Annotated in this window: 21 protein-coding genes; 16 read left to right on the forward strand and 5 right to left on the reverse strand. The window is 37.4% G+C overall.

Translation table 11 applies throughout. The features are described from left to right. The 3 genes from KI369_RS11595 to KI369_RS11605 all read left to right on the forward strand — a co-directional run. The coding region (locus tag KI369_RS11595) for an RNA-guided endonuclease InsQ/TnpB family protein (protein ID WP_212956025.1) at nt 1-357 on the forward strand (357 nt) is incomplete at its 5' end. Nucleotides 358-515: 158 nt separating this feature from the next. Next, nucleotides 516-947, forward strand: a complete 432-nt coding sequence (locus KI369_RS11600; RefSeq protein ID WP_212956026.1) for an SRPBCC family protein — start codon at nt 516-518, stop codon at nt 945-947. Further along, nucleotides 948-1,271 (forward strand): ArsR/SmtB family transcription factor, encoded by a 324-nt coding sequence (locus KI369_RS11605; protein ID WP_212956027.1) that lies wholly within the window; start codon nt 948-950, stop codon nt 1,269-1,271. A 39-nt stretch (nt 1,272-1,310) separates the two neighbouring features. On the opposite strand, the gene KI369_RS11610 is transcribed toward KI369_RS11605, so the two are convergent. After that, a complete protein-coding gene (locus KI369_RS11610; protein ID WP_212956028.1) occupies nt 1,311-2,750 on the reverse strand; it encodes an MDR family MFS transporter in 1,440 nt (479 codons plus the stop codon). A gap of 189 nt (nt 2,751-2,939) precedes the next feature. Continuing rightward, on the reverse strand, nt 2,940-4,205 hold the full coding sequence (locus KI369_RS11615; RefSeq protein WP_212956029.1) for a BaiN/RdsA family NAD(P)/FAD-dependent oxidoreductase: 1,266 nt from the start codon (nt 4,203-4,205) through the stop codon (nt 2,940-2,942). 254 nt (nt 4,206-4,459) lie between these two features. Between KI369_RS11615 and KI369_RS11620 the strand changes: the two genes are divergently transcribed. Both KI369_RS11620 and KI369_RS11625 read left to right on the forward strand, forming a co-directional pair. After that, nucleotides 4,460-6,112: a putative polysaccharide biosynthesis protein gene (locus KI369_RS11620; RefSeq protein WP_212956030.1), complete on the forward strand. Its 1,653-nt coding sequence runs from the start codon at nt 4,460-4,462 to the stop codon at nt 6,110-6,112. Nucleotides 6,113-6,153: 41 nt separating this feature from the next. Then, complete coding sequence (locus tag KI369_RS11625) at nt 6,154-6,882, forward strand: pseudouridine synthase (protein WP_097950408.1); 729 nt, start codon at nt 6,154-6,156, stop codon at nt 6,880-6,882. An 82-nt stretch (nt 6,883-6,964) separates the two neighbouring features. Here the strand turns inward: KI369_RS11625 and KI369_RS11630 are convergent, their stop codons facing one another. Beyond that, on the reverse strand, nt 6,965-7,186 hold the full coding sequence (locus tag KI369_RS11630) for a DeoR family transcriptional regulator (RefSeq protein ID WP_000805512.1): 222 nt from the start codon (nt 7,184-7,186) through the stop codon (nt 6,965-6,967). 357 nt (nt 7,187-7,543) lie between these two features. On the opposite strand from KI369_RS11630, the gene pepV reads away from it, so the two are divergent. The 4 genes from pepV to KI369_RS11650 all read left to right on the forward strand — a co-directional run bounded on the left by pepV (nt 7,544) and on the right by KI369_RS11650 (nt 13,020). After that, a complete protein-coding gene (pepV, locus tag KI369_RS11635) occupies nt 7,544-8,950 on the forward strand; it encodes a dipeptidase PepV (RefSeq protein ID WP_212956031.1) in 1,407 nt (468 codons plus the stop codon). A 220-nt stretch (nt 8,951-9,170) separates the two neighbouring features. Further along, the gene (thpR, locus tag KI369_RS11640) at nt 9,171-9,716 is read left to right on the forward strand and encodes an RNA 2',3'-cyclic phosphodiesterase (protein WP_212956032.1); all 546 of its coding nucleotides are present in this window, start codon (nt 9,171-9,173) and stop codon (nt 9,714-9,716) included. Nucleotides 9,717-9,853: 137 nt separating this feature from the next. After that, nucleotides 9,854-11,995: a type I pullulanase gene (gene pulA / locus KI369_RS11645; RefSeq protein WP_212956033.1), complete on the forward strand. Its 2,142-nt coding sequence runs from the start codon at nt 9,854-9,856 to the stop codon at nt 11,993-11,995. Nucleotides 11,996-12,222: 227 nt separating this feature from the next. After that, nucleotides 12,223-13,020 (forward strand): phosphotransferase family protein, encoded by a 798-nt coding sequence (locus KI369_RS11650; protein ID WP_002073294.1) that lies wholly within the window; start codon nt 12,223-12,225, stop codon nt 13,018-13,020. 3 nt (nt 13,021-13,023) lie between these two features. On the opposite strand, the gene KI369_RS11655 is transcribed toward KI369_RS11650, so the two are convergent. Next, a complete protein-coding gene (locus KI369_RS11655) occupies nt 13,024-13,302 on the reverse strand; it encodes a YtzH-like family protein (RefSeq protein ID WP_016118745.1) in 279 nt (92 codons plus the stop codon). 233 nt (nt 13,303-13,535) lie between these two features. On the opposite strand from KI369_RS11655, the gene trmB reads away from it, so the two are divergent. Continuing rightward, nucleotides 13,536-14,189 carry a tRNA (guanosine(46)-N7)-methyltransferase TrmB gene (gene trmB / locus KI369_RS11660; RefSeq protein ID WP_212956034.1) on the forward strand — a complete coding sequence of 218 codons (654 nt, stop codon included), beginning with the start codon at nt 13,536-13,538 and terminating at the stop codon, nt 14,187-14,189. Nucleotides 14,190-14,259: 70 nt separating this feature from the next. Continuing rightward, nucleotides 14,260-15,114: a YtnP family quorum-quenching lactonase gene (locus tag KI369_RS11665; protein WP_212956035.1), complete on the forward strand. Its 855-nt coding sequence runs from the start codon at nt 14,260-14,262 to the stop codon at nt 15,112-15,114. 126 nt (nt 15,115-15,240) lie between these two features. Here the strand turns inward: KI369_RS11665 and KI369_RS11670 are convergent, their stop codons facing one another. Beyond that, nucleotides 15,241-15,552: a PepSY domain-containing protein gene (locus tag KI369_RS11670; protein ID WP_000118541.1), complete on the reverse strand. Its 312-nt coding sequence runs from the start codon at nt 15,550-15,552 to the stop codon at nt 15,241-15,243. Between the two features lie 148 nt (nt 15,553-15,700). Between KI369_RS11670 and KI369_RS11675 the strand changes: the two genes are divergently transcribed. The 5 genes from KI369_RS11675 to ytpR all read left to right on the forward strand — a co-directional run bounded on the left by KI369_RS11675 (nt 15,701) and on the right by ytpR (nt 19,459). Then, nucleotides 15,701-16,774 (forward strand): M42 family metallopeptidase, encoded by a 1,074-nt coding sequence (locus KI369_RS11675; protein WP_212956036.1) that lies wholly within the window; start codon nt 15,701-15,703, stop codon nt 16,772-16,774. A gap of 276 nt (nt 16,775-17,050) precedes the next feature. Beyond that, nucleotides 17,051-17,560 (forward strand): DUF84 family protein, encoded by a 510-nt coding sequence (locus tag KI369_RS11680; RefSeq protein ID WP_212956037.1) that lies wholly within the window; start codon nt 17,051-17,053, stop codon nt 17,558-17,560. Nucleotides 17,561-17,642: 82 nt separating this feature from the next. Beyond that, nucleotides 17,643-17,957 (forward strand): thioredoxin family protein, encoded by a 315-nt coding sequence (locus tag KI369_RS11685; RefSeq protein ID WP_046958699.1) that lies wholly within the window; start codon nt 17,643-17,645, stop codon nt 17,955-17,957. Nucleotides 17,958-18,035: 78 nt separating this feature from the next. Then, a complete protein-coding gene (locus KI369_RS11690; protein WP_212956038.1) occupies nt 18,036-18,848 on the forward strand; it encodes a DUF1444 domain-containing protein in 813 nt (270 codons plus the stop codon). Then, nucleotides 18,845-19,459 carry a YtpR family tRNA-binding protein gene (gene ytpR, locus KI369_RS11695; protein ID WP_212956039.1) on the forward strand — a complete coding sequence of 205 codons (615 nt, stop codon included), beginning with the start codon at nt 18,845-18,847 and terminating at the stop codon, nt 19,457-19,459. Before KI369_RS11690 ends, ytpR begins: the two co-directional genes overlap by 4 nt. Nucleotides 19,460-19,483 lie beyond the last annotated feature (24 nt).

Consider the following 19,483-nt stretch of genomic DNA (forward strand, 5'->3'; position numbering starts at 1 on the left):
TATGTAAAGTCTATTGTAAATGATGTGGTGAAAACCAAGCCAACGTTTATTACAGTAGAAGATTTGAATGTGAAAGGTATGATGAAGAACAAACATCTATCTAAAGCTGTAGCACAACAATGTTTTTATGCTTTTAAAACATTATTATCAACGAAATGTAGGGAATATGGAATTGAACTACGGCAAGCGGACAGATTCTATCCATCTTCTAAAATATGTTCATGTTGCGGTCAAAAAAGGTCGGATTTAAAGCTGTCTGACCGAGTATATACATGTGAATGTGGCAATGTAATAGATAGAGATTTAAATGCGTCAATCAACCTTTTACAAGCAAAAAAATATACAATACTAACGTAAATAGATTGTATATATGTACGGTGGGCTACATCGGAATTTACGCCTGTGGAGTGTCACAGCAAACTGTAGTAGCAAGAGTGATTAGCGAGGCAGGGCACGTAGAAGCAGGAATACTCTAAGAATATTCATTTGTCTATATTTTTAGTAGCAGAATGAAAATGGAACAACAACATACATTAACTGATATTAAACAAACGATCGTTTTTAACGCGTCTATTCAAAAAGTGTGGAATGTAGTATCAACTGCAGAAGGGATTGCGTCATGGTTTATGCCAAATGATTTTGTATTAGAGGTAGGACATGAATTTCATGTGCAATCACCATTTGGGCCATCACTATGTAAAGTGTTAGAAATCGATGAGCCAAACCACCTATCTTTCTCATGGGATACAGATGGCTGGGTTGTTTCATTTAATCTGAAAGACCTAGGAGATAATAAAACAGAATTTACGTTAATTCACGGCGGCTGGAAACATCCTGATGAAATTCTTCCGAAAGCGAATGCGAAGAGTTCTATTATTCGCGATAGAATGAGCGGTGGCTGGGTAGCGATTGTAAATGAAAAACTGAAAAAGGTTGTCGAAGGCTAAGTGTCCTCATCGGCAGCGAAATATGATGTATTTCAAGCAATTGCTGATCCAACCCGCCGAGAAGTAATACGGTTATTAAGTGACAAAGAGTTACCAATTTCCAAAATAACGGATCATTTTCCGATGAGTCGTACTGCGGTTGTAAAGCACCTTCATATTCTTTCAGAAGCGAATTTAGTAAGCGGAAGAAAAAGCGGAAGAGAGAAGATATATCGCTTGCATCCAGAACCATTAGAGGAATTACAGCAGTGGCTCTCATATTATGAACGTTTTTGGGATAATAAATTGTCCATGCTGAAACATCTTGTGGAGAATGAAGAATAGGTTTTATATAAAAAGGATGACCAAGATGGTCATCCTTTTTTACTGTTGCTCACTTGTTTGTGTAGCTGGTTTTAATAAGAGCCAAGCGATAATTAATGTACATACTGCTAATACGAAAGTGCTCATATAAATGACGTGTACACTTGCTGCTAATGCGGATTGTGATTCAGTTGCTACATTTGCTGTAGTTCCGCCGTGTCCGCCAGATACAAGATCAAGGTTTTTAATACCACGTGCGTGAATCATCGTATTGAAAATTGTACCGAATATTGCAGCACCTAACGTTTGACTAAATGTATTAATAAAAGTGTTTAAACCAACGGCTGTTCCGCGTGTATGTGCTGGTACGGCTGCTTGAATTGTTACCATATAAATTGGTGTCACAAGCCCCATTCCTAAGCCGAATAATCCGACTGCTACATAAATAAGGAACGATGGTGAATTTGTTGATAATGTAAATAATAGGAACGTAGCGACTGATAAAATGCTAGCTCCAAGTAAAATGATTTGTTTCGTTTTTAATTTGCCTACTAAGTTACCGGAGAAAATAGCGCCAAATGTCCACATAACAGGGATTGGCATTAAAATAAGTCCAGCTTCCGTTGCATTTTTTCCTAATACACCTTGGCTCCAAATTGGAAGGTACATTGTAATACTAATGATCATTGCGCCAGCAATAAGCGTTAATATGTTTATCGTAGATAATGTACGGTTAGAGAAAAGTGCTAGCGGAATTAATGGTTCCGGAGATTTTTTCTCGATGAATAAGAAAATAATGAATGAAACGACGGCAAAGATTAATAGGCCGATAATTGTAATGTCTCCCCAGTTTTGCTTACTGCTACCTGTTAATAATGCATATAGTAGAGCGATTGTACTTAGTGAGAAAACTGTTGCACCAAGATAGTCGATATGGTGCTTGGCAGGCTTAATAGATTCTTTGTAATAAATGGCAATCATTAAGCAAGCAATAATTCCAAATGGAACATTTAAGAAGAAAATATAGCGCCAAGATAGGGAATCAACTAAAAATCCACCTACTAACGGTCCTATAACACCAGATACACCCCAAACGGCACTCATCCAGCCTTGTGCTTTCGCGCGGTCTTTCGCTTCGCTATATAGGTCTCCAATAATTGTCATTGTGATCGGCATGACAGCACCAGCACCAATACCTTGAAGAGCGCGGAAGAAAATTAATTGTTCCATTGATGTAACGACTCCGCAAAGTGCAGAACCGACTAAAAAGATTGTAGCTCCGATAAGTAAGACTTTTTTACGGCCAAATAAATCAGCAAGCTTTCCGTATATTGGAGTCGAGACTGCTGTTGCAAGCATATAAATTGCATATACCCAACTAACAAGTTCGACGCCTGACAAATCACTCGTTATACGAGGGATTGCTGTACTAACAATCGTTCCTTCTACCGCAGAAAGAAACGTCATTAGCATTAAAGACATCATGACTTTTTTTCTCATATGTTTTCCCCTTACCCTTTTTCAAATATTCAACAATATAAAATATAAAGGTACTAAGGTATATAAAGCAACAAAAAAGCATGAAGGGATTGGGCGTTCTTCTTCGGTAAGTCGATATAATGGGGTAATCACCTATATAATTTCATATACATAAAAAAAAGAAACAGGAAGCCCTGTTTCTTTTTTTTATTACATTTTCGCGTTTTCTCCAGCTGTCGTTCCGGCAATTCTACCAGTAACGAGAGCGGATGTAATGTTGTAGCCGCCAGTATAACCGTGAATATCAAGAACTTCTCCGCAGAAATATAAGCCGTTCGTGAATTTAGAAGACATTTCTTTCGGGTTAATTTCTTTAACGGATACACCGCCGCCAGTAACGAATGCTTTTTCAATTGACTGCGTACCATTTACATTCACTGTAAATTCTTTAAAGTCTTTCACAAGTGCACGAATCTTTTCGTTAGAAACTTGTCCAGCTTGTTCGCTACCGTCAATTTCATTTTTTTCTAATAAGAATAGGAAGTAACGCTCAGGAACATAACCTTTTAACACGTTTTTAATTCCTTTTTTCGGTTCTTCCTTCATTTGTTTTAGCATGCGCTGGAATAGTTGTTCACTATTTTCTTCTGGCAATGCATCAATGCTCATCTGCACTGTATTCGTTTTGAATTTCTTCAGTGCTTTTACAACGAATTGGCTACATCGAAGAGCAGCAGGACCAGATAAGCCGAAATGAGTGAAGAGCATGTCCATTTTGTGAGAAATGATAGCTTTTCCTTTCGGATTTAATACACTTAAGTTTACGTCTCGTAAAGCGAGTCCTTGCAATGAACGGTCTCGAATAAATGGTTCATTTGAAAGGATTGGTACTTCTGTTGGGAATAATTCTGTAATTGTATGACCAGCTTTTTCAGCCCAAGCATATCCGTCTCCAGTAGAACCAGTTTGAGGAACTGATTTTCCGCCAACAGCGATAACGACATGATTTGTATCTAACACTTCGCCTGTTTGTAGTACAACTGCTTTCGTTTGACCGTTCTCATATTCAATTGTCTCAACAGGTGTATTCGTACGGATTTTTACACCTAAATCTCTTAATCGTGTTAAAAGTGCGTCTACGACCGATTGTGCTTTATTTGATACCGGGAACATGCGGCCATGATCCTCTTCTTTCAGTTTTACACCAAGATTTTCGAAGAATGTAATAATGTCTTCATTATTGAAAATAGAAAAAGCGCTGTATAAGAAGCGGCCATTTCCTGGTATATGTTTAACGATTTCATCAAGTGGTAAGCGGTTCGTTACGTTACAACGGCCACCACCAGAAATCGCGAGTTTACGTCCAAGTTTATTTCCTTTATCAAGAAGTAAGACGCTTGCGCCTTCTTCTGCGGCACCGATTGCAGCCATTAGCCCAGAAGGCCCACCGCCGATGACAATAACATCATAATGCATAATATATCGACCTCATTTTCTACATTTCCTGCCTAAAAGAATAGCATGTTTTCCCTTAAAAGAAAAATAGGGGGAAGTACTGCTTAAGGAGAGAATTGTGGTACAATACAAAAGTTAGAGTTCAGCACGATCTTGCTATTTGTGGGCCATAAGACGAAAACCTTAAGAGTTAGGGGAGGTCTAATAGCTCTCGAATGCTCGAATAGTTCAAGTAATTATAGTTTCACTTTATGTAGATGTAGGAGGATTTTTGTATGTCCGATTCGAAATTTCTGCGCGGAACGCTTATTGTTACGCTAGGGACATTTTTAGTAAAGTTCTTAGGCATGATTTACGTCTTTCCGTTTCATGCGTTAGTAGGTACAGAAGGCGGAACGCTCTATACATATGGATACATTCCATATACGATCTTTTTAAGTATCGCAACGGCAGGGGTGCCGCTTGCTGTTTCGAAATTTGTTTCCAAATATAATGCGCTTGGCGATTATAAAACGAGCCGGAGAATGTTCCGCTCGGGAATGGTTATGATGATAGTAACTGGAGTTCTTTCGTTCCTAGTTCTATATATGTCGGCGCCACTGTTTGCAGAAGCAATGCTTGGTAAACAAAGTATACACAGTAATGTAGAAGAAGTTACGACGATTATTCGTCTTGTAAGTTTTGCACTTATTGTTGTACCAGCAGCGAGTTTAATTCGTGGTTATTTCCAAGGTCACCAATCTATGGGACCGACTACTGTTTCGCAAATTATTGAACAAATTATTCGTATCGTCTTTTTATTAGCGGGTAGTTTTATCGTTATTAAAGTACTTGGCGGTACAGTTGCAACAGCAGTTGGGGTAGCGACATTTGCTGCGTTCGTTTCAGCAGTTGGAGCACTCGGTGTACTCATTTGGTACTGGTTAAAACGTAAAAAACATTTGGATCAATATTTAATTGAACAAACTGTACCAGAATCGACAGTGAGTACCGTTCAATTATTTAAAGAATTATTTGCATATGCGATTCCTTACGTTGTCATTGGGTTAACAATTCCTTTATATCAACAAATTGATACATTGACATTTAACTCAATTATGCAAGCGATTGGTCAAGGTGATATCGCAGAACGAGCGCTTGGTATTTTCACAATGTGGACGCATAAATTAATTATGATTCCTGTATCGCTTGCAACAGCGTTTAGTTTAACGCTTGTACCAGCGATTACAAAATCATTTACTGAAAAACAATACTGTTATTTAAAGTTACAAATTACACAAACATTCCAGGCAAATATGTTCTTAACATTGCCAGCAGTTGTCGGTATTTCAACACTTGCATATCCAATTTATACTGCGTTCTATGACTCAGATCCATTAGGTGGACAAGTGTTAATGTGGTATGCACCGGTTGCGTTGTTATTCGCTTTATTTACAGTAACAGCAGCAATTCTGCAAGGAATCAATCAACAAAAACATGCGATTGTCGCGCTTATTATGGGTGTTATTTTGAAATTCGTATGTAACGTAATCTTTATTCGTTATTTCGGTACAGTTGGAGCAATTTTAGCAACAGCAGTCGGATTCTTAGCTTCCGTATGGTATACGAATAGACAAATCAAAAAACATGTACATTATTCATTTGGTGTTGTATATAAGAGAACATTCCAAATTGCGGTATTAACACTTGTAATGGTCGTTACTGTAAAGTTATCACAATGGATTCTATCCTTTATGATTTCGCCTGATGGCCGAATGGGTGCTCTTATTACAGTTGCGATTTGTGCAGGTATCGGTGGTCTTGTTTACGTATTGTTAGCGATCCGCACGGGAGTACTTGAAAGAGTATTTGGTGGAGAAGCGTTAGAGAAAATCCAACGTAAACTTGGCAATAGATTCAAAATAAAGTTGAAATCAAAAGGGGCGTAATTACGTCCCCTTTTCTATGATAAAAAAAGAAGGTGAAAAGCGTGAGATTAGATAAATTATTAGCGAATATGGGATATGGAAGTAGAAAAGAAGTAAAGAAATTATTGAAAGACGGCGTTGTGAAAATTGATGGAACGCCAGTGAAAGATGCAAAGGTTCATGTAAATGTAGAAGAGCAAGAAGTTATGATTCACGGTGAAGTTGTGGAATATAAAGAGTTTGTTTACTTAATGATGCATAAACCACAAGGTGTTATTTCAGCAACAGAAGATGATAATCATGAAACAGTAATAGATTTATTAGAGTTAGAAGATGCAATCTTTGATCCGTTCCCAGTTGGAAGACTTGATATTGATACGGAAGGTTTCTTATTGATAACAAATGATGGGAAGTTATCACATCAATTGTTATCTCCGAAAAAGCATGTGCCGAAAAAATATTATGCACACGTTGCAGGAGTCGTAACAGAAGAGGATGTAAAAGAGTTTGCTAAAGGTGTTATTTTAGATGATGGCTATGAAACAAAGCCAGGTGCACTTACAATATTAAAAAGCGATGATATTTCTGAAATCGAGCTTGTTATTACAGAAGGAAAGTTCCATCAAGTGAAGCGTATGTTTGAAGCGGTAGGGAAAAAAGTAGTCTACCTAAAGAGAACAGAGATGGGACCGTTAGTATTAGATGAAGAGCTAGAGCTTGGACAATACCGAGAGTTATCGGATGAAGAAGTAGAAATGTTAAAAACATATCAAGTAGATACTGAGAAATAGTGCTGTTTTTAGGCGCAGAAAAGACCCCTTTCTAATGAGTTAGAAAGGGGTATGTATTTATTTACATACAATTATTTTTTCATTATGAGGTCATTCTCACTTTCTTTCCTGTTGTTGTCCACTTACCGCGGCAAGGGCTATACACGAGTTCATTAAACTGCAACACATTTAGATCACGTTGTATCGTTCGCGGTGTGATCCCGAACTCATCTACAAGGTCTTTCGTCGTTACCGTTCCGTTTTCATTGATGTACATATAAATTGATTTAATGCGTGTTAGCATACGAGTAGTTGTAGGTTTCAAGAGAAAACCACTCCTCTACTAGTTTTTTTGACCCCATTCAGGAAAGAAGGTCGTTACTACCATTGTACTCTACATGATAAAATTCATGCTTTAATCTACTTAAATTTTACAAAAGTTTAACAAATATTCATATAGAAAAATATTGGTAGTTGACATTGTATATATGGTCAGTCAACTAACTCATAAAATTCTACGTAAAACGCCAAATTCCTGCAAATTTTTTTGAAAAAATAAAAGAAAAACTAGTGGGAAATATCTGAAATATTACAATTGTTCGGTATTTAGGTTTCGTGTATAGCATAAGAGATTTCGGTTTGTTATGATGAAAGAAACAATATAGTGAAGGATGGATGCGTGATGTCAGCGATTAATTGGACAGAAGAAGTTGCAAAACGAAAAGATGCTTTAATTCGTGATACACAACAATTTTTACAAATTAAAAGTGTATGGGAAGAAGAATCGGCGAAAGAGGGCGCACCATTCGGTGAAGGTGTAGAAAAAGCTTTATCTTTCATGTTACATAAAGGGGAAACAGAAGGTTTTACTTCTAAAAATTTAGAAGGATATGCAGGTCATCTTGAAATGGGACAAGGAGAAGATTTGGTAGGTATTCTTTGTCACGTTGACGTTGTACCAGAAGGAGACGGATGGACGACTCCTGCATATAGTGCAGATATTCGCGAAGGAAAGATTTTTGCACGTGGTGCAATTGACGATAAAGGCCCAACGATGGCAGCTTATTATGCGATGAAAATTGTGAAAGAATTAGGTTTACCTCTTTCAAAACGCGTTCGTATGATTCTAGGAACAGATGAGGAAAGCAATTGGAAATGTGTAGATCACTACTTTAAAAACGAAGAAATGCCAACAATCGGTTTTGCGCCAGACGCGGATTTTCCAATTATTAATGCAGAAAAAGGAATTTCTGATATACAAGTTGTGCAAAGTGGTAGTGAAGAGAAGAAAGGTACATACGAACTTGTTTCATTTGAATCAGGTCGCCGTTTAAATATGGTTCCTGATTTTGCAGAAGCGATTATTACAGGAGAAGATGTAAATGCACTTACAGTAGCATATGAAGAGTATTTACAAACTGCTAAAAAAATAGGTGAAGCAATTGTAGAAGGTAATACAGTAACATTTCAAATTAAAGGGATTTCTGCTCACGGATCTACTCCGGAGAAGGGTGAGAATGCAGGTTTATTACTGGCAAACTTCTTAACGAAAGTTGCTCTTGATGGAAAAGGTGCTTCGTTTGCATCGTTTGTAACAGAAACATTTACAGAAGATATTTTAGGAGAGAAAGCTGGTATTTCTTATAAAGATGATATTAGTGGTCCATTAACAGTGAATGTTGGTCGCCTTTCTTATACGAAAGAAAATGGTGGCAATTTAGGATTAAACGTACGTTACCCAGTTACGACTAACTTTGAAGAGATGATTGCGAAGTTAAAAGAATACGTTGGTACTCATGGATTTGAAGTAGCGGATTATTCAAACTCTCGCCCGCATCACGTCGATAAAGATCACGTGTTAATTCGTACGCTGCAACGTGTATACGAAGAACAAACAGGCGAGAAAGCGGAACTATTAGCAATCGGCGGCGGTACTTACGCTCGTTCATTAAAAGCTGGTGTTGCATTTGGCCCGTTATTCCCTGGAAAAGAAGAACTTGCGCATCAAAAAGACGAGTACATTGAAATTGAAGATTTATTAAAAGCGACGGCGATTTATGCTCAAGCAATTCATGAATTAGCGAAATAATGGATATATAAATAATAAGAGGCCGTCCCGATACATATTTTGGGACGGTTTTCTGTTATGTATCGTTTGTTGTTAAGTCGATATTCCTTGTCGAAATTTCGATGTAATTTCATTTATTAACGCGACCTTAACTTGGTTAGACTTTTAAAGGAAGGTTGATTCTTTTTAATGGAATGAGATAAGAAAGAAAAGCAACAATAGAAAGAAGGCGAAGATGTACATGGAGCTGCATTATTTTGTCGCAATCACGTTACCAAATCATATAAAAGAAGTGCTGTCTAACTATAGAGAGGAAATGCAGGAGGAATTACCATTTCGTTCGTGGGTACATAAAGAAGACTATCATATTACCCTTTCATTTTTAGGTAGTGCGACAGAGGAACAACTAGAAGGAATAAAGAATGGATTACAAATACTTATAGAAAAGAAAGAACTATCGTTCACATTACAAGGATTTTCAACGTTCGGTATGGAAGACAGGCCGCGTATTTTTTGGGCAAAGGTAAGCGAGAATCAAGATTTGTTTCCATTACAAAAGCAAGTACAAGCTATTTGTGAAGGGAATGGATTTTCTTTAGAAACGCGCCCGTATCATCCGCATATTACTGTTGCTCGTAAATGGGTAGGAGAAGAGAAGTTTGATTTAGAACATATAAAAGAAGTGCCTGAAATATCATTTCAAGCGGATACGATTGCTTTATACGAATCTCACGTGAAGGAGACACCGAAGTATAAAGCAATTGCTGAAATAAAATTACAAAAATAGAATGTATGAAAACGTTTTTTATACAGGTGAATATACTATAGAGAATAATGTGTTACTGTATAGAGCCTTGCTGATAAGAAAAGCCTTATCATTTGCAGCTCGTTTCATTTAACTTTAAGAATGATGGTGATTTTTTTATGTTGAAAGTAAAACGTCCATTTGATGCCTATTTAGATGAAATGAATAAAATTACAATTTTGCTCCCACATGCGTATGGAACAAGTCGGACATTTCGTTTGCAAGAAGGAAGTAACGTGAAAGATTTACCGATTTCTCATACGATTGCGCTTCCGGATGCAACGAAGTATGAGTGCTTCATAGAAGAGCCGCTAGATGTGGGGAAGTATTATACAGTACGAGATGAACGGAATGAAGAAACCGATTTACAAATAGGTGCTGTCATAAGGACAGCGATTTTCGATGAAAAGTATTATTACGAAGGTACAGATTTAGGGGCTGTGTATCAAAAAGAGGAAACGATATTTAAAGTATGGGCTCCAACTGCGAGGCTTGCGAAAGTAAGGGTGTATAAAAGTGATAAAGAATATACCGATCATGAAATGTATAGAGGAGAAAATGGAGTTTGGACTCATACATTACAAGGCGATTTAGCCGGAGCAAAGTATACATTTCTTGTTTGTATTAATTTAATATGGAATGAAGCTGTGGATCCTTATGCAAAGTCAGTGACAGTAAACGGGAAGTACGGCGTTGTTATCGATTTGAAAAAGACAAATGTAACAAAGCGAGAGCAATTACCACCATTACAGGCAATGACAGATGCCATATTGTATGAACTGCATATTCGTGATGCTACTATTCATCAGGGCAGTGGAGTGAATAAAAAAGGAACATATAAGGGGCTAATGGAAGAAGGAACAACAGGGCGAAACGGGACGTTAACAGGCTTGTCTCACATAAAAGATTTGGGTGTTACACATGTTGAATTATTACCTTTATATTGTTTTGGTGGTGTAGATGAGGCGAATCCTTCCTCTGCCTATAATTGGGGTTACAATCCATTATATTACAACGCACCGACGGGATATTATGCTACAAACGCATCTGACCCGTATAACAGGATAGTAGAGTGCAAACAATTGATTGAAACATTTCATGAGCACGGCATAAGGGTGATTGTAGATGTTGTATATAATCATGTGTATGAAAGAGAGCTATCATCATTTGAAAAGCTCGTCCCAGGATATTATTTTCGTCATGGTGAAGATGGTATGCCTTCTAATGGGACGGGAGTCGGGAATGATATAGCATCTGAACGGAAAATGATGCGGAAATTTATTGTAGAGTCTATTTTATATTGGCTTACTGAATACAATGTTGATGGATTCCGGTTCGATTTAATGGGAATTTTAGATGTTGATACAATGAATATAATAGAAAAAGAAGTGCGGAACATAAAGCGAGATGTATTGTTATTAGGAGAAGGGTGGGATCTACAAACACCACTTCCTGCCGAAGAAAAAGCAACTTTAAATAATGCAAAGACAATGCCGCATATCGCGCAATTTAATGATCAATTTCGTGATGGGATAAAAGGAAGTACCTTTCATATAAATAAACGTGGTTTTGCATTTGGTGGGTATGTAGATTGTAATCATTTGCAATATATAGCATCAGGAAGCCTGTTGAGTATGAAAGAAACAGGTCTGTTTTTAGAGCCTGTGCAAAGCATTAACTATGTAGAATGTCATGACAATATGACGATGTGGGATAAACTAATGCGCAGTAATGAAGAGCCAGAAGAGATTTTGAAAAAACGGCACCTTCTAGCGAGCGCAATGGTGATTCTTTCGCAAGGCATTCCTTTCTTACATGCTGGGCAAGAGTTTTATCGTACGAAGCAAGGAAATGAAAATAGTTATAATGCAAATGATGAAATTAATCAATTAGATTGGGATCAAAAAGAGAAAGAGATAGAGACTGTTAACTATATAAAAGGTTTAATTGCAATTCGCAAAGAGCACGGAGCATTCCGATTACAAAACGCAGATCTTATAAAAAAGCACATGAATTTTTTGCAAACATCTCCAGAAGTACTTGCATATCAACTAGAACATGTAGAATCGTTTGGACCGTGGAAAGAGATTGTCGTTTTATTTAATAGCGGTTTAGAAGCTAAAACGGTGCAACTTCCGAAAGAAGAAACGTGGCATGTGTTAGTAAACGAAAAGCAAGCGAAAATAGAGCCAATTTCTTCATTTAGAGGAAAGGAACTTAGGCTGGCTCCAATTAGCACGTATATATTGACGATAATGTGACAAATCGCTACTTGACGATGAGAATGTAATAAATGTAGAATTGACAAAGGTGACGATTTTGTTAAGTTGTCATTCTATGACTGGTTTTGTAAAATAAAATAGAGAGTTTTTGGCTTATGCCAAGTTTTCTTTTCATTTACAGTAAAATATATGAATCCACAACATGTGTAGAAATGTTGCGGTTTTTCTTTTCATAACTATAAAAGATAAGGATTTGTTAACGGGTAATGAATATGGAATGGTTGGAACAATTATTAGGAAAAGAGTGGAGTCTTGTACCGGCTGGTGGAGTAACGGGCGATGCATATATTGCGCAAAACGGACAACAGAAGTTATTTTTAAAGCGGAATACATCGCCCTTTTTAGCGGTATTGTCAGCAGAAGGAATTGTTCCAAAATTACTTTGGACAAGAAGGGTAACGAACGGTGATGTAATTTCTGCTCAAAAATGGCTTCCGGGACAGAAGCTAGAGCCAGAGGATATGAAACTGGAACGTGTTGCAAAACTTTTGAAGAAAATACACTCCTCTAAAGCGCTTGTACAGATGATTCAAAGACTTGGGAAGCAACCGCTTCACGCACAAGAGTTATTACAACAACTGCAACTTGTTTTAAGAGGAGATATAAGGGATGATGAAGCAATTCAGCAAGGCCTTCAATATTTAATGGATTCATTAAAAGATATTGAACACAATGAATTCGTTGTATGCCATTGTGATGTAAACCATAACAACTGGCTATTGTCGGATGAAGATGAGCTGTTTTTAATTGATTGGGATGGAGCTGTAATTGCTGACCCAGCTCTAGACCTCGGTATGTTATTATATTGGTACATTCCGCGCCACGAATGGAGCGAGTGGCTCGAATATTATGATATTGAAATGGATGAATCGCTGCTTAGGCGTATGAGGTGGTATGTAATAGCACAAACGATTTTGTCTATTCAATGGCACACAACAAAAAAGCAGCAAGCAGAAGCTGAATATTGGCATCAATATTTACAGCAACTACTTGCTTCAGAGTAATACTTAAGAAAAATTGTCCATTCCAGCAATCCACTGAGTAAGTTGTTCTTGATTATTGGAAATGTGGTTGTCCAAATTAGAGGAAGATTTACCCGATTGACTATAAGAATATACATCGTTTAGCATTGCTTTAGCGTCACTACTTACATTATCGTTTGCGAGTAACGATTGAATGAGACGCTCTAATTGCTCGCATTCAGAAACTGTCCCGCAACAATCACTTTGGTGATTGACTAAAATATCTTTCAGCACTTCTAATTGATGTTGTTGATTAATTGGCATGAACGGATCATCCTTTCGATGGTTTTTCTCTTCCTAGAAATGTAAGAGAAAAAGCTGTTTCGTCATGGAATGTTTAATGCTGTATGTAGTTTTTATCAAAATGGTACATCTTATACTTGAAAGAAACGGACCGAGTGCTCGTACGTACTTGGTTTTTTGTTTGGTAGATTGATTAAAAACAGAAAGAAGGAATTATTCCTTTAAAATAGCTATGTAAAGAGAGGGAAACATCTATGCGTTTAAGACATAAACCATATGCAATGGATCGAATTAATGAGTATTCACATATCGTAATCGGAAACCCAGAGGAGCGCGCTGGTAACTGGAAAGAAGTATTTGGAAATGAACAACCAATTCACATTGAAGTAGGTACAGGTCGTGGCCGCTTTATGTATGATATGGCAAAAGCGAATCCACATATTAATTATATTGGAATTGAAAAATTCACAAGTGTTGTTGTAGATGCACTTGATAAATTAATTGAAGAAGAATTACCGAACTTAAAGTTAATTAATAAAGATGCTGAAGATTTAACAGTTTTCTTTGCAAAAGGTGAGATTGATCGCGTTTATTTAAACTTCTCAGATCCATGGCCAAAGAAACGTCATACGAAGCGTCGTTTAACGTATAAAACGTTTTTACACAATTATGAAGAAGTGTTAGTAGAAGGCGGAGAAATTCATTTCAAAACAGATAACCAAGGTTTATTTGAATATTCTCTTATGAGTATGGCTGAGTATGGTATGTTATTAACTTACCTTAGCCTAGACCTTCATAATAGTGATTATGAAGGAAACATTATGACAGAATACGAAGAGAAATTCTCTAGTAAAGGTCATCGTATTTACCGAGTAGAAGCAAAATATCGTACAGAGCCTATGCAGTAATGCATAGGTTTTTTTACATCTAAAACAATCAGAATTTTATGTTAATATTAATTTAAAAGGGGGATGTGTAATGGAACAGTTACAAATTGGAGATATAAAAGTGACTTGGCTAAAAGGCGGGAACACACATTTAGATGGAGGAGCAATGTTTGGAGTCGTGCCGAAAGTACTTTGGTCACGTAAATACAAACATAATGATACAAATCATATTTATTTACGAACAGATCCGTTACTTTTGCAAACGAAAGATGGAAATATGCTCATTGATTCTGGAATAGGAAATGGGAAATTAAATGAGAAGATGAAGCGAAATCAAGGTGTAACAGAAGAATCATCGGTTTATGGATCATTAGAAAAACTAGGATTAAAGTCTGAAGATATTCACTATGTTTTAATGACGCATCTTCATTTTGATCATGCATCTGGTTTAACAAAATGGGAAGGTGATTACCTTGTACCAGCGTTTCCGAATGCGAAAATTTACGTAAGTGAAACAGAATGGAATGAAATGAGGAACCCAAATATCAGGTCGCGTAATACATATTGGAAGGAAAATTGGGAGCCGATTGTAGATCAAGTTGTTACATTCCAGCAAGAAATAGAAATTACAGATGAAATCAAAATGGCGCATACAGGCGGTCATAGTGATGGACATGCAGTTATTGCTTTAGAAAGCCAAGGTGAAACGATGCTTCATTTAGCGGACCTATTACCGACGCATGCCCATCAAAATGTATTATGGGTAATGGCATACGATGATTACCCGATGACATCAATTGAAAATAAGCAAAAGTGGATGAAGTACGGCACTGAAAACGATGCTTGGTTTACGTTTTATCATGACGCGTATTACCGTGCAGTAAAGTGGAATGAGGAAGGGCATATTGTAGAAAAGATAGAGCGGAAAACGAGTATAGAGGCATAAAAAATGGGGGCAGCAGCCTCCTTTTCTATTGTCGGTAAGTCGATATATTCGGAAAATCGCCGATATAATTTCAATTACTATCCAAAATTAAAAAATAAGAGGTTCACCTAATGGGAACCCTCCTTTTTATGCTGCTATAACCTCTAAAACAGTACCTGTTTTAGCATCAACTAAAAATTCAAATCGTTCTTGTATATCATCTAACATCGTTGTAAGACCACCGCGATAAACTTCGTATGCGACATCATATTTTTCAAATGTCTCTGGAACCATATGTACCCAAGAGCCAGTAATTTCACCTTTATGACTTAATGCTTGTTTCACCATTTTCAATGCTTTTTCTGAAGAAATATGGGATTGTTCTTGGACTTTGTTTGCAACAAGATAACCAGCTGCAAATCCAACGCCAAGACCTGCTACTAAACCTTTCCAGCTCATATATTCACCTCAATTCTATAAAATAAAAATAGTGTACCGATAATAATTATAAATCAAATACAGCTAAAAAAGAAGAAACTAGAAACATTTCGAAAATTTCGTTACAATAAAAGAGGTATTCTACTAAGGTTTGAAAGAAGGGGACTTCGTGAATAAAGAGACATTACAATTATTTCGTACGTTAACAGAATTACAAGGTGCATCAGGTTTCGAACATGATGTACGCCGTTTTATGAAGCAAGAATTAAGCAAATATGCGGATGAAATTGTACAAGACGGTTTAGGTAGCGTATTTGGTCTGAAAAAAGGGGACGAAACTGGCCCACGTGTTCTTGTAGCAGGTCATATGGATGAAGTAGGTTTCATGGTTACGCAAATTACGAAAAACGGAATGCTTCGTTTTCAAACGTTAGGCGGCTGGTGGAGCCAAGTACTATTAGCGCAACGTGTACAAGTTATGACGAAGAATGGTCCTGTTATTGGGGTTGTTGGTTCTGTTCCTCCTCATTTATTAAGTGACGCGCAACGTGCAAAACCGATGGATATAAAAAATATGTTAATTGATATAGGTGCAGATAGCTATGAAGATGCGATTGAGATTGGTGTAAAACCAGGACAACAAATCGTGCCAATCTGCCCGTTTACGCCGATGGCAAACGAAAAGAAAATTATGGCGAAAGCTTGGGACAACCGTTACGGATGTGGACTTGCAATCGAATTACTAAAAGAATTAAAAGACGAAACATTACCAAACACATTATACTCTGGTGCGACTGTACAAGAAGAGGTAGGTCTTCGCGGTGCACAAACTGCTGCAAATATGATTCAACCAGACATTTTCTATGCGCTTGATGCAAGTCCAGCAAACGATGCATCTGGTGACAAAACGCAGTTCGGTCAATTAGGAAAAGGTGCTCTTCTTCGTATTTACGACCGTACGATGGTAACACATAGAGGAATGCGCGAATTCATTTTAGATACAGCAGAAACACACAACATTCCGTACCAATACTTTATTTCACAAGGTGGTACAGATGCGGGCCGTGTACATACAAGTAACTCAGGTATCCCATCAGCAGTAATTGGCGTTTGCGCGCGCTACATTCATACACATGCTTCTATTTTACATGTTGATGATTATGCGGCAGCGAAAGAGTTAATTACGAAGCTTGTAAGAGCAACGGATAAAACGACGTTAGAGACAATTAAGAATAATGCGTAGAAGAAAGGGCTAAAAGCTCTTTCTTTTTTTAGGTAGGAGAGATGACCCATCCATGTGTGAGTGCGGTCAGTGCATAATTGGTGTTCGAATGATGTATGAAGACCAAAAGTAGGAAGTGAGAGGAAGGCTGTTTTTGTTTTCGAAGACGGTAATGTTGTTAGAAAAACCTTTCTTTTTTAGGCTGAATAGATGACTCGGTGATATGTGGTTGATGTCTAATTCGTACCTGAAGCGGATATTAGAATAGAATGATGAATTTTTATAGAGGTGGACGAAATGAAAGTAGTAGTTGGATCGAAGAATAAAACGAAAGTTGGAGCTGTGGAGAAGGTTTGGAGTGATGTCGAAATTACATCTCTTTCTGTTCCTTCAGGGGTAGCAAACCAGCCGTTTTCAGATGAAGAGACGATGCAAGGAGCGGTTAATAGAGCGAAGCGAGCGCTGCAAGAAGGAGAAGCTCAAATTGGTATTGGGCTAGAGGGCGGCGTAATGAGAACGGAGCACGGTTTATTTATGTGTAACTGGGGCGCGCTAGCAACAAGTGACGGTAAAACATTTGTTGCTGGCGGGGCGCGTATTAAGTTACCAGATGATTTTTTAGCACCTCTTGAAGATGGCAAGGAGTTAAGTGAAGTGATGGAAGAGTTTGTACAGAGAAAAGATATTCGTAGTCACGAAGGTGCGATTGGTATTTTTACAGATGATTATGTCGACCGTACGGAATTATTTGTACACGTTGTTAAGTTACTTGTTGGGCAATATAAGTATGATGAAAAGCAAGCATAAACCTTGCACCGTGCGCGATGTATGGTAGTATAAAAGAAAGATTATAACATGAAAAATGCACTCGTTAGAGGAGGAAATATAGATGAAATCATTAGAAAGCATGGAGCAATTCCAACAATTGAAAAATGAAGAGAATGTAGTCTTTATGTTCTCAGCAGAATGGTGCCCAGACTGCCGTTTTGTAGATCCATTTATGCCAGAAGTAGAAGAAAAATATAGTGACTTCTCATTTTACTATGTAGATCGTGATGAGTTTATTGATCTATGCATAAAATTAGACGTATTTGGCATTCCGAGCTTTGTAGCGTACAATAAAGGTGAAGAAACAGGTCGCTATGTAAACAAAGATCGTAAAACACAAGAGCAAATCGAAGAGTTCATTGAAGGTTTAAAATAAGGCAATTTGCCAATTGAATTGTAAAACAACCTCTACCTTCGCGGGGGAGGTTATTTTTTTGGAAGGGAGGAAAACGAAATGAAGATGACAAGTAAAAAGATGAAAGATGAGTTAATGAAGAAATTATCTCGCCCAGAATGGGACTTTCAGTATGATAGCGAGAAAGAAGTTCTACGTATAGAACAGAAAGACTCGAAAAAAGGTATTAACGTATCGCTTCCAGGAGTTGTGGCAAAATGGGAAGTGAATAAAGAAAAAGCAATTGAAGAGGTTGCCTATTACGTACAAGAAGCGTTAATCGCGATGCATAAAGAGGAAAATAGCACGGCGAAAATTTTACCTGTTATTCGCTCTACTTCTTTCCCGAAACAAGCAGAAGAAGGAAATCCGTTTATTATGACGGATCATACGGCGGAAACACGTATTTACTACGCGCTAGATTCAAATAAAACATATCGACTAATTGATGAGCGTCTATTACAGAAATTAGAACTAACAGAGCAACAAGTGCGTGAAATGGCATTATTCAACGCTCGCTCATTAGGTTATGAATTTAAACAAGACACAGTAGCAGGTAATACATTCTACTTTTTAAACACAAATGATGGGTATGATGCGACGCGTATTTTAAATGAATCGTTATTACAATCGATGCGTGAAAAGATTTCTGGTGACATGGTTGTTGCTGTTCCTCACCAAGATGTGTTAATTATTGCTGATATCGTCAACGAAATCGGTTATGATATTATTGCACAAATGACAATGAAATTTTTTGCCGAAGGGCATGTTCCGATTACATCACTTTCATTCGTATATGAAGATGGGGACTTTGAACCAATCTTTATTTTAGCGAAGAATCGGAAGAAGACAGATGGAAAAGAGAAAGGATGAACGAAGTGAACGTTTTTTACAACCTTGAAGGAATTGGTGACACTCTAATTGTTGCCTTACAAGATATTACTTTAGAGAACCGTACTTTTGATCGCAAAGGAGATGTTGCTCGCGTATACGATCGTGAAAGCAACGAAACAGCAGGATTCAACATCTTTCATGCATCTTCTTACTTAGAAGTAAAAGAAACAGGTAACCTTACGTTAACGAAAGAACTTGTAGAAAAAATTAACGAAATTTTAGCGAAGAACGGCTTTGAAGAAACAGTAGAAGCAGATCTTTCTCCAAAATTTGTTGTAGGCTATGTAGCCGAAAAAGAAAAACATCCAAATGCTGATAAGCTAAACATCTGTAAAGTAGAAATCGGTACAGAAACATTACAAATCGTATGTGGCGCACCAAACGTTGATGCAGGACAAAAAGTTGTCGTTGCAAAAATCGGCGCTGTAATGCCAAGCGGTATGTTAATTAAACCAGCTGAACTTCGCGGTGTTCCTTCTTCTGGAATGATTTGCTCAGCACGTGAATTAGAGCTTCCAGATGCTCCACAAGAAAAAGGTATTCTTGTATTAGAAGATAGCTTTGAAGTTGGACAAGAGTTCAAATTTTAATTGATATAAGAAAAGAGAGGTTGT

It is taken from the genome of Bacillus sanguinis, from assembly GCF_018332475.1.
GTDB lineage: Bacteria > Bacillota > Bacilli > Bacillales > Bacillaceae_G > Bacillus_A > Bacillus_A sanguinis.

Coding starts and splice junctions, on each gene's coding strand:
- ytpR (WP_212956039.1), top strand. CDS start 18,845: ATGAACGAAGTGAACGTTTTTTACAACCTTGAAGGAATTGGTGACACT.
- pulA (WP_212956033.1), top strand. CDS start 9,854: ATGTTGAAAGTAAAACGTCCATTTGATGCCTATTTAGATGAAATGAAT.
- KI369_RS11680 (WP_212956037.1), top strand. CDS start 17,051: ATGAAAGTAGTAGTTGGATCGAAGAATAAAACGAAAGTTGGAGCTGTG.
- pepV (WP_212956031.1), top strand. CDS start 7,544: ATGTCAGCGATTAATTGGACAGAAGAAGTTGCAAAACGAAAAGATGCT.
- thpR (WP_212956032.1), top strand. CDS start 9,171: ATGGAGCTGCATTATTTTGTCGCAATCACGTTACCAAATCATATAAAA.
- KI369_RS11620 (WP_212956030.1), top strand. CDS start 4,460: ATGTCCGATTCGAAATTTCTGCGCGGAACGCTTATTGTTACGCTAGGG.
- KI369_RS11650 (WP_002073294.1), top strand. CDS start 12,223: ATGAATATGGAATGGTTGGAACAATTATTAGGAAAAGAGTGGAGTCTT.
- KI369_RS11685 (WP_046958699.1), top strand. CDS start 17,643: ATGAAATCATTAGAAAGCATGGAGCAATTCCAACAATTGAAAAATGAA.
- KI369_RS11600 (WP_212956026.1), top strand. CDS start 516: ATGGAACAACAACATACATTAACTGATATTAAACAAACGATCGTTTTT.
- trmB (WP_212956034.1), top strand. CDS start 13,536: ATGCGTTTAAGACATAAACCATATGCAATGGATCGAATTAATGAGTAT.
- KI369_RS11615 (WP_212956029.1), bottom strand. CDS start 4,205: ATGCATTATGATGTTATTGTCATCGGCGGTGGGCCTTCTGGGCTAATG.
- KI369_RS11655 (WP_016118745.1), bottom strand. CDS start 13,302: ATGCCAATTAATCAACAACATCAATTAGAAGTGCTGAAAGATATTTTA.
- KI369_RS11670 (WP_000118541.1), bottom strand. CDS start 15,552: ATGAGCTGGAAAGGTTTAGTAGCAGGTCTTGGCGTTGGATTTGCAGCT.
- KI369_RS11665 (WP_212956035.1), top strand. CDS start 14,260: ATGGAACAGTTACAAATTGGAGATATAAAAGTGACTTGGCTAAAAGGC.
- KI369_RS11690 (WP_212956038.1), top strand. CDS start 18,036: ATGAAGATGACAAGTAAAAAGATGAAAGATGAGTTAATGAAGAAATTA.
- KI369_RS11610 (WP_212956028.1), bottom strand. CDS start 2,750: ATGAGAAAAAAAGTCATGATGTCTTTAATGCTAATGACGTTTCTTTCT.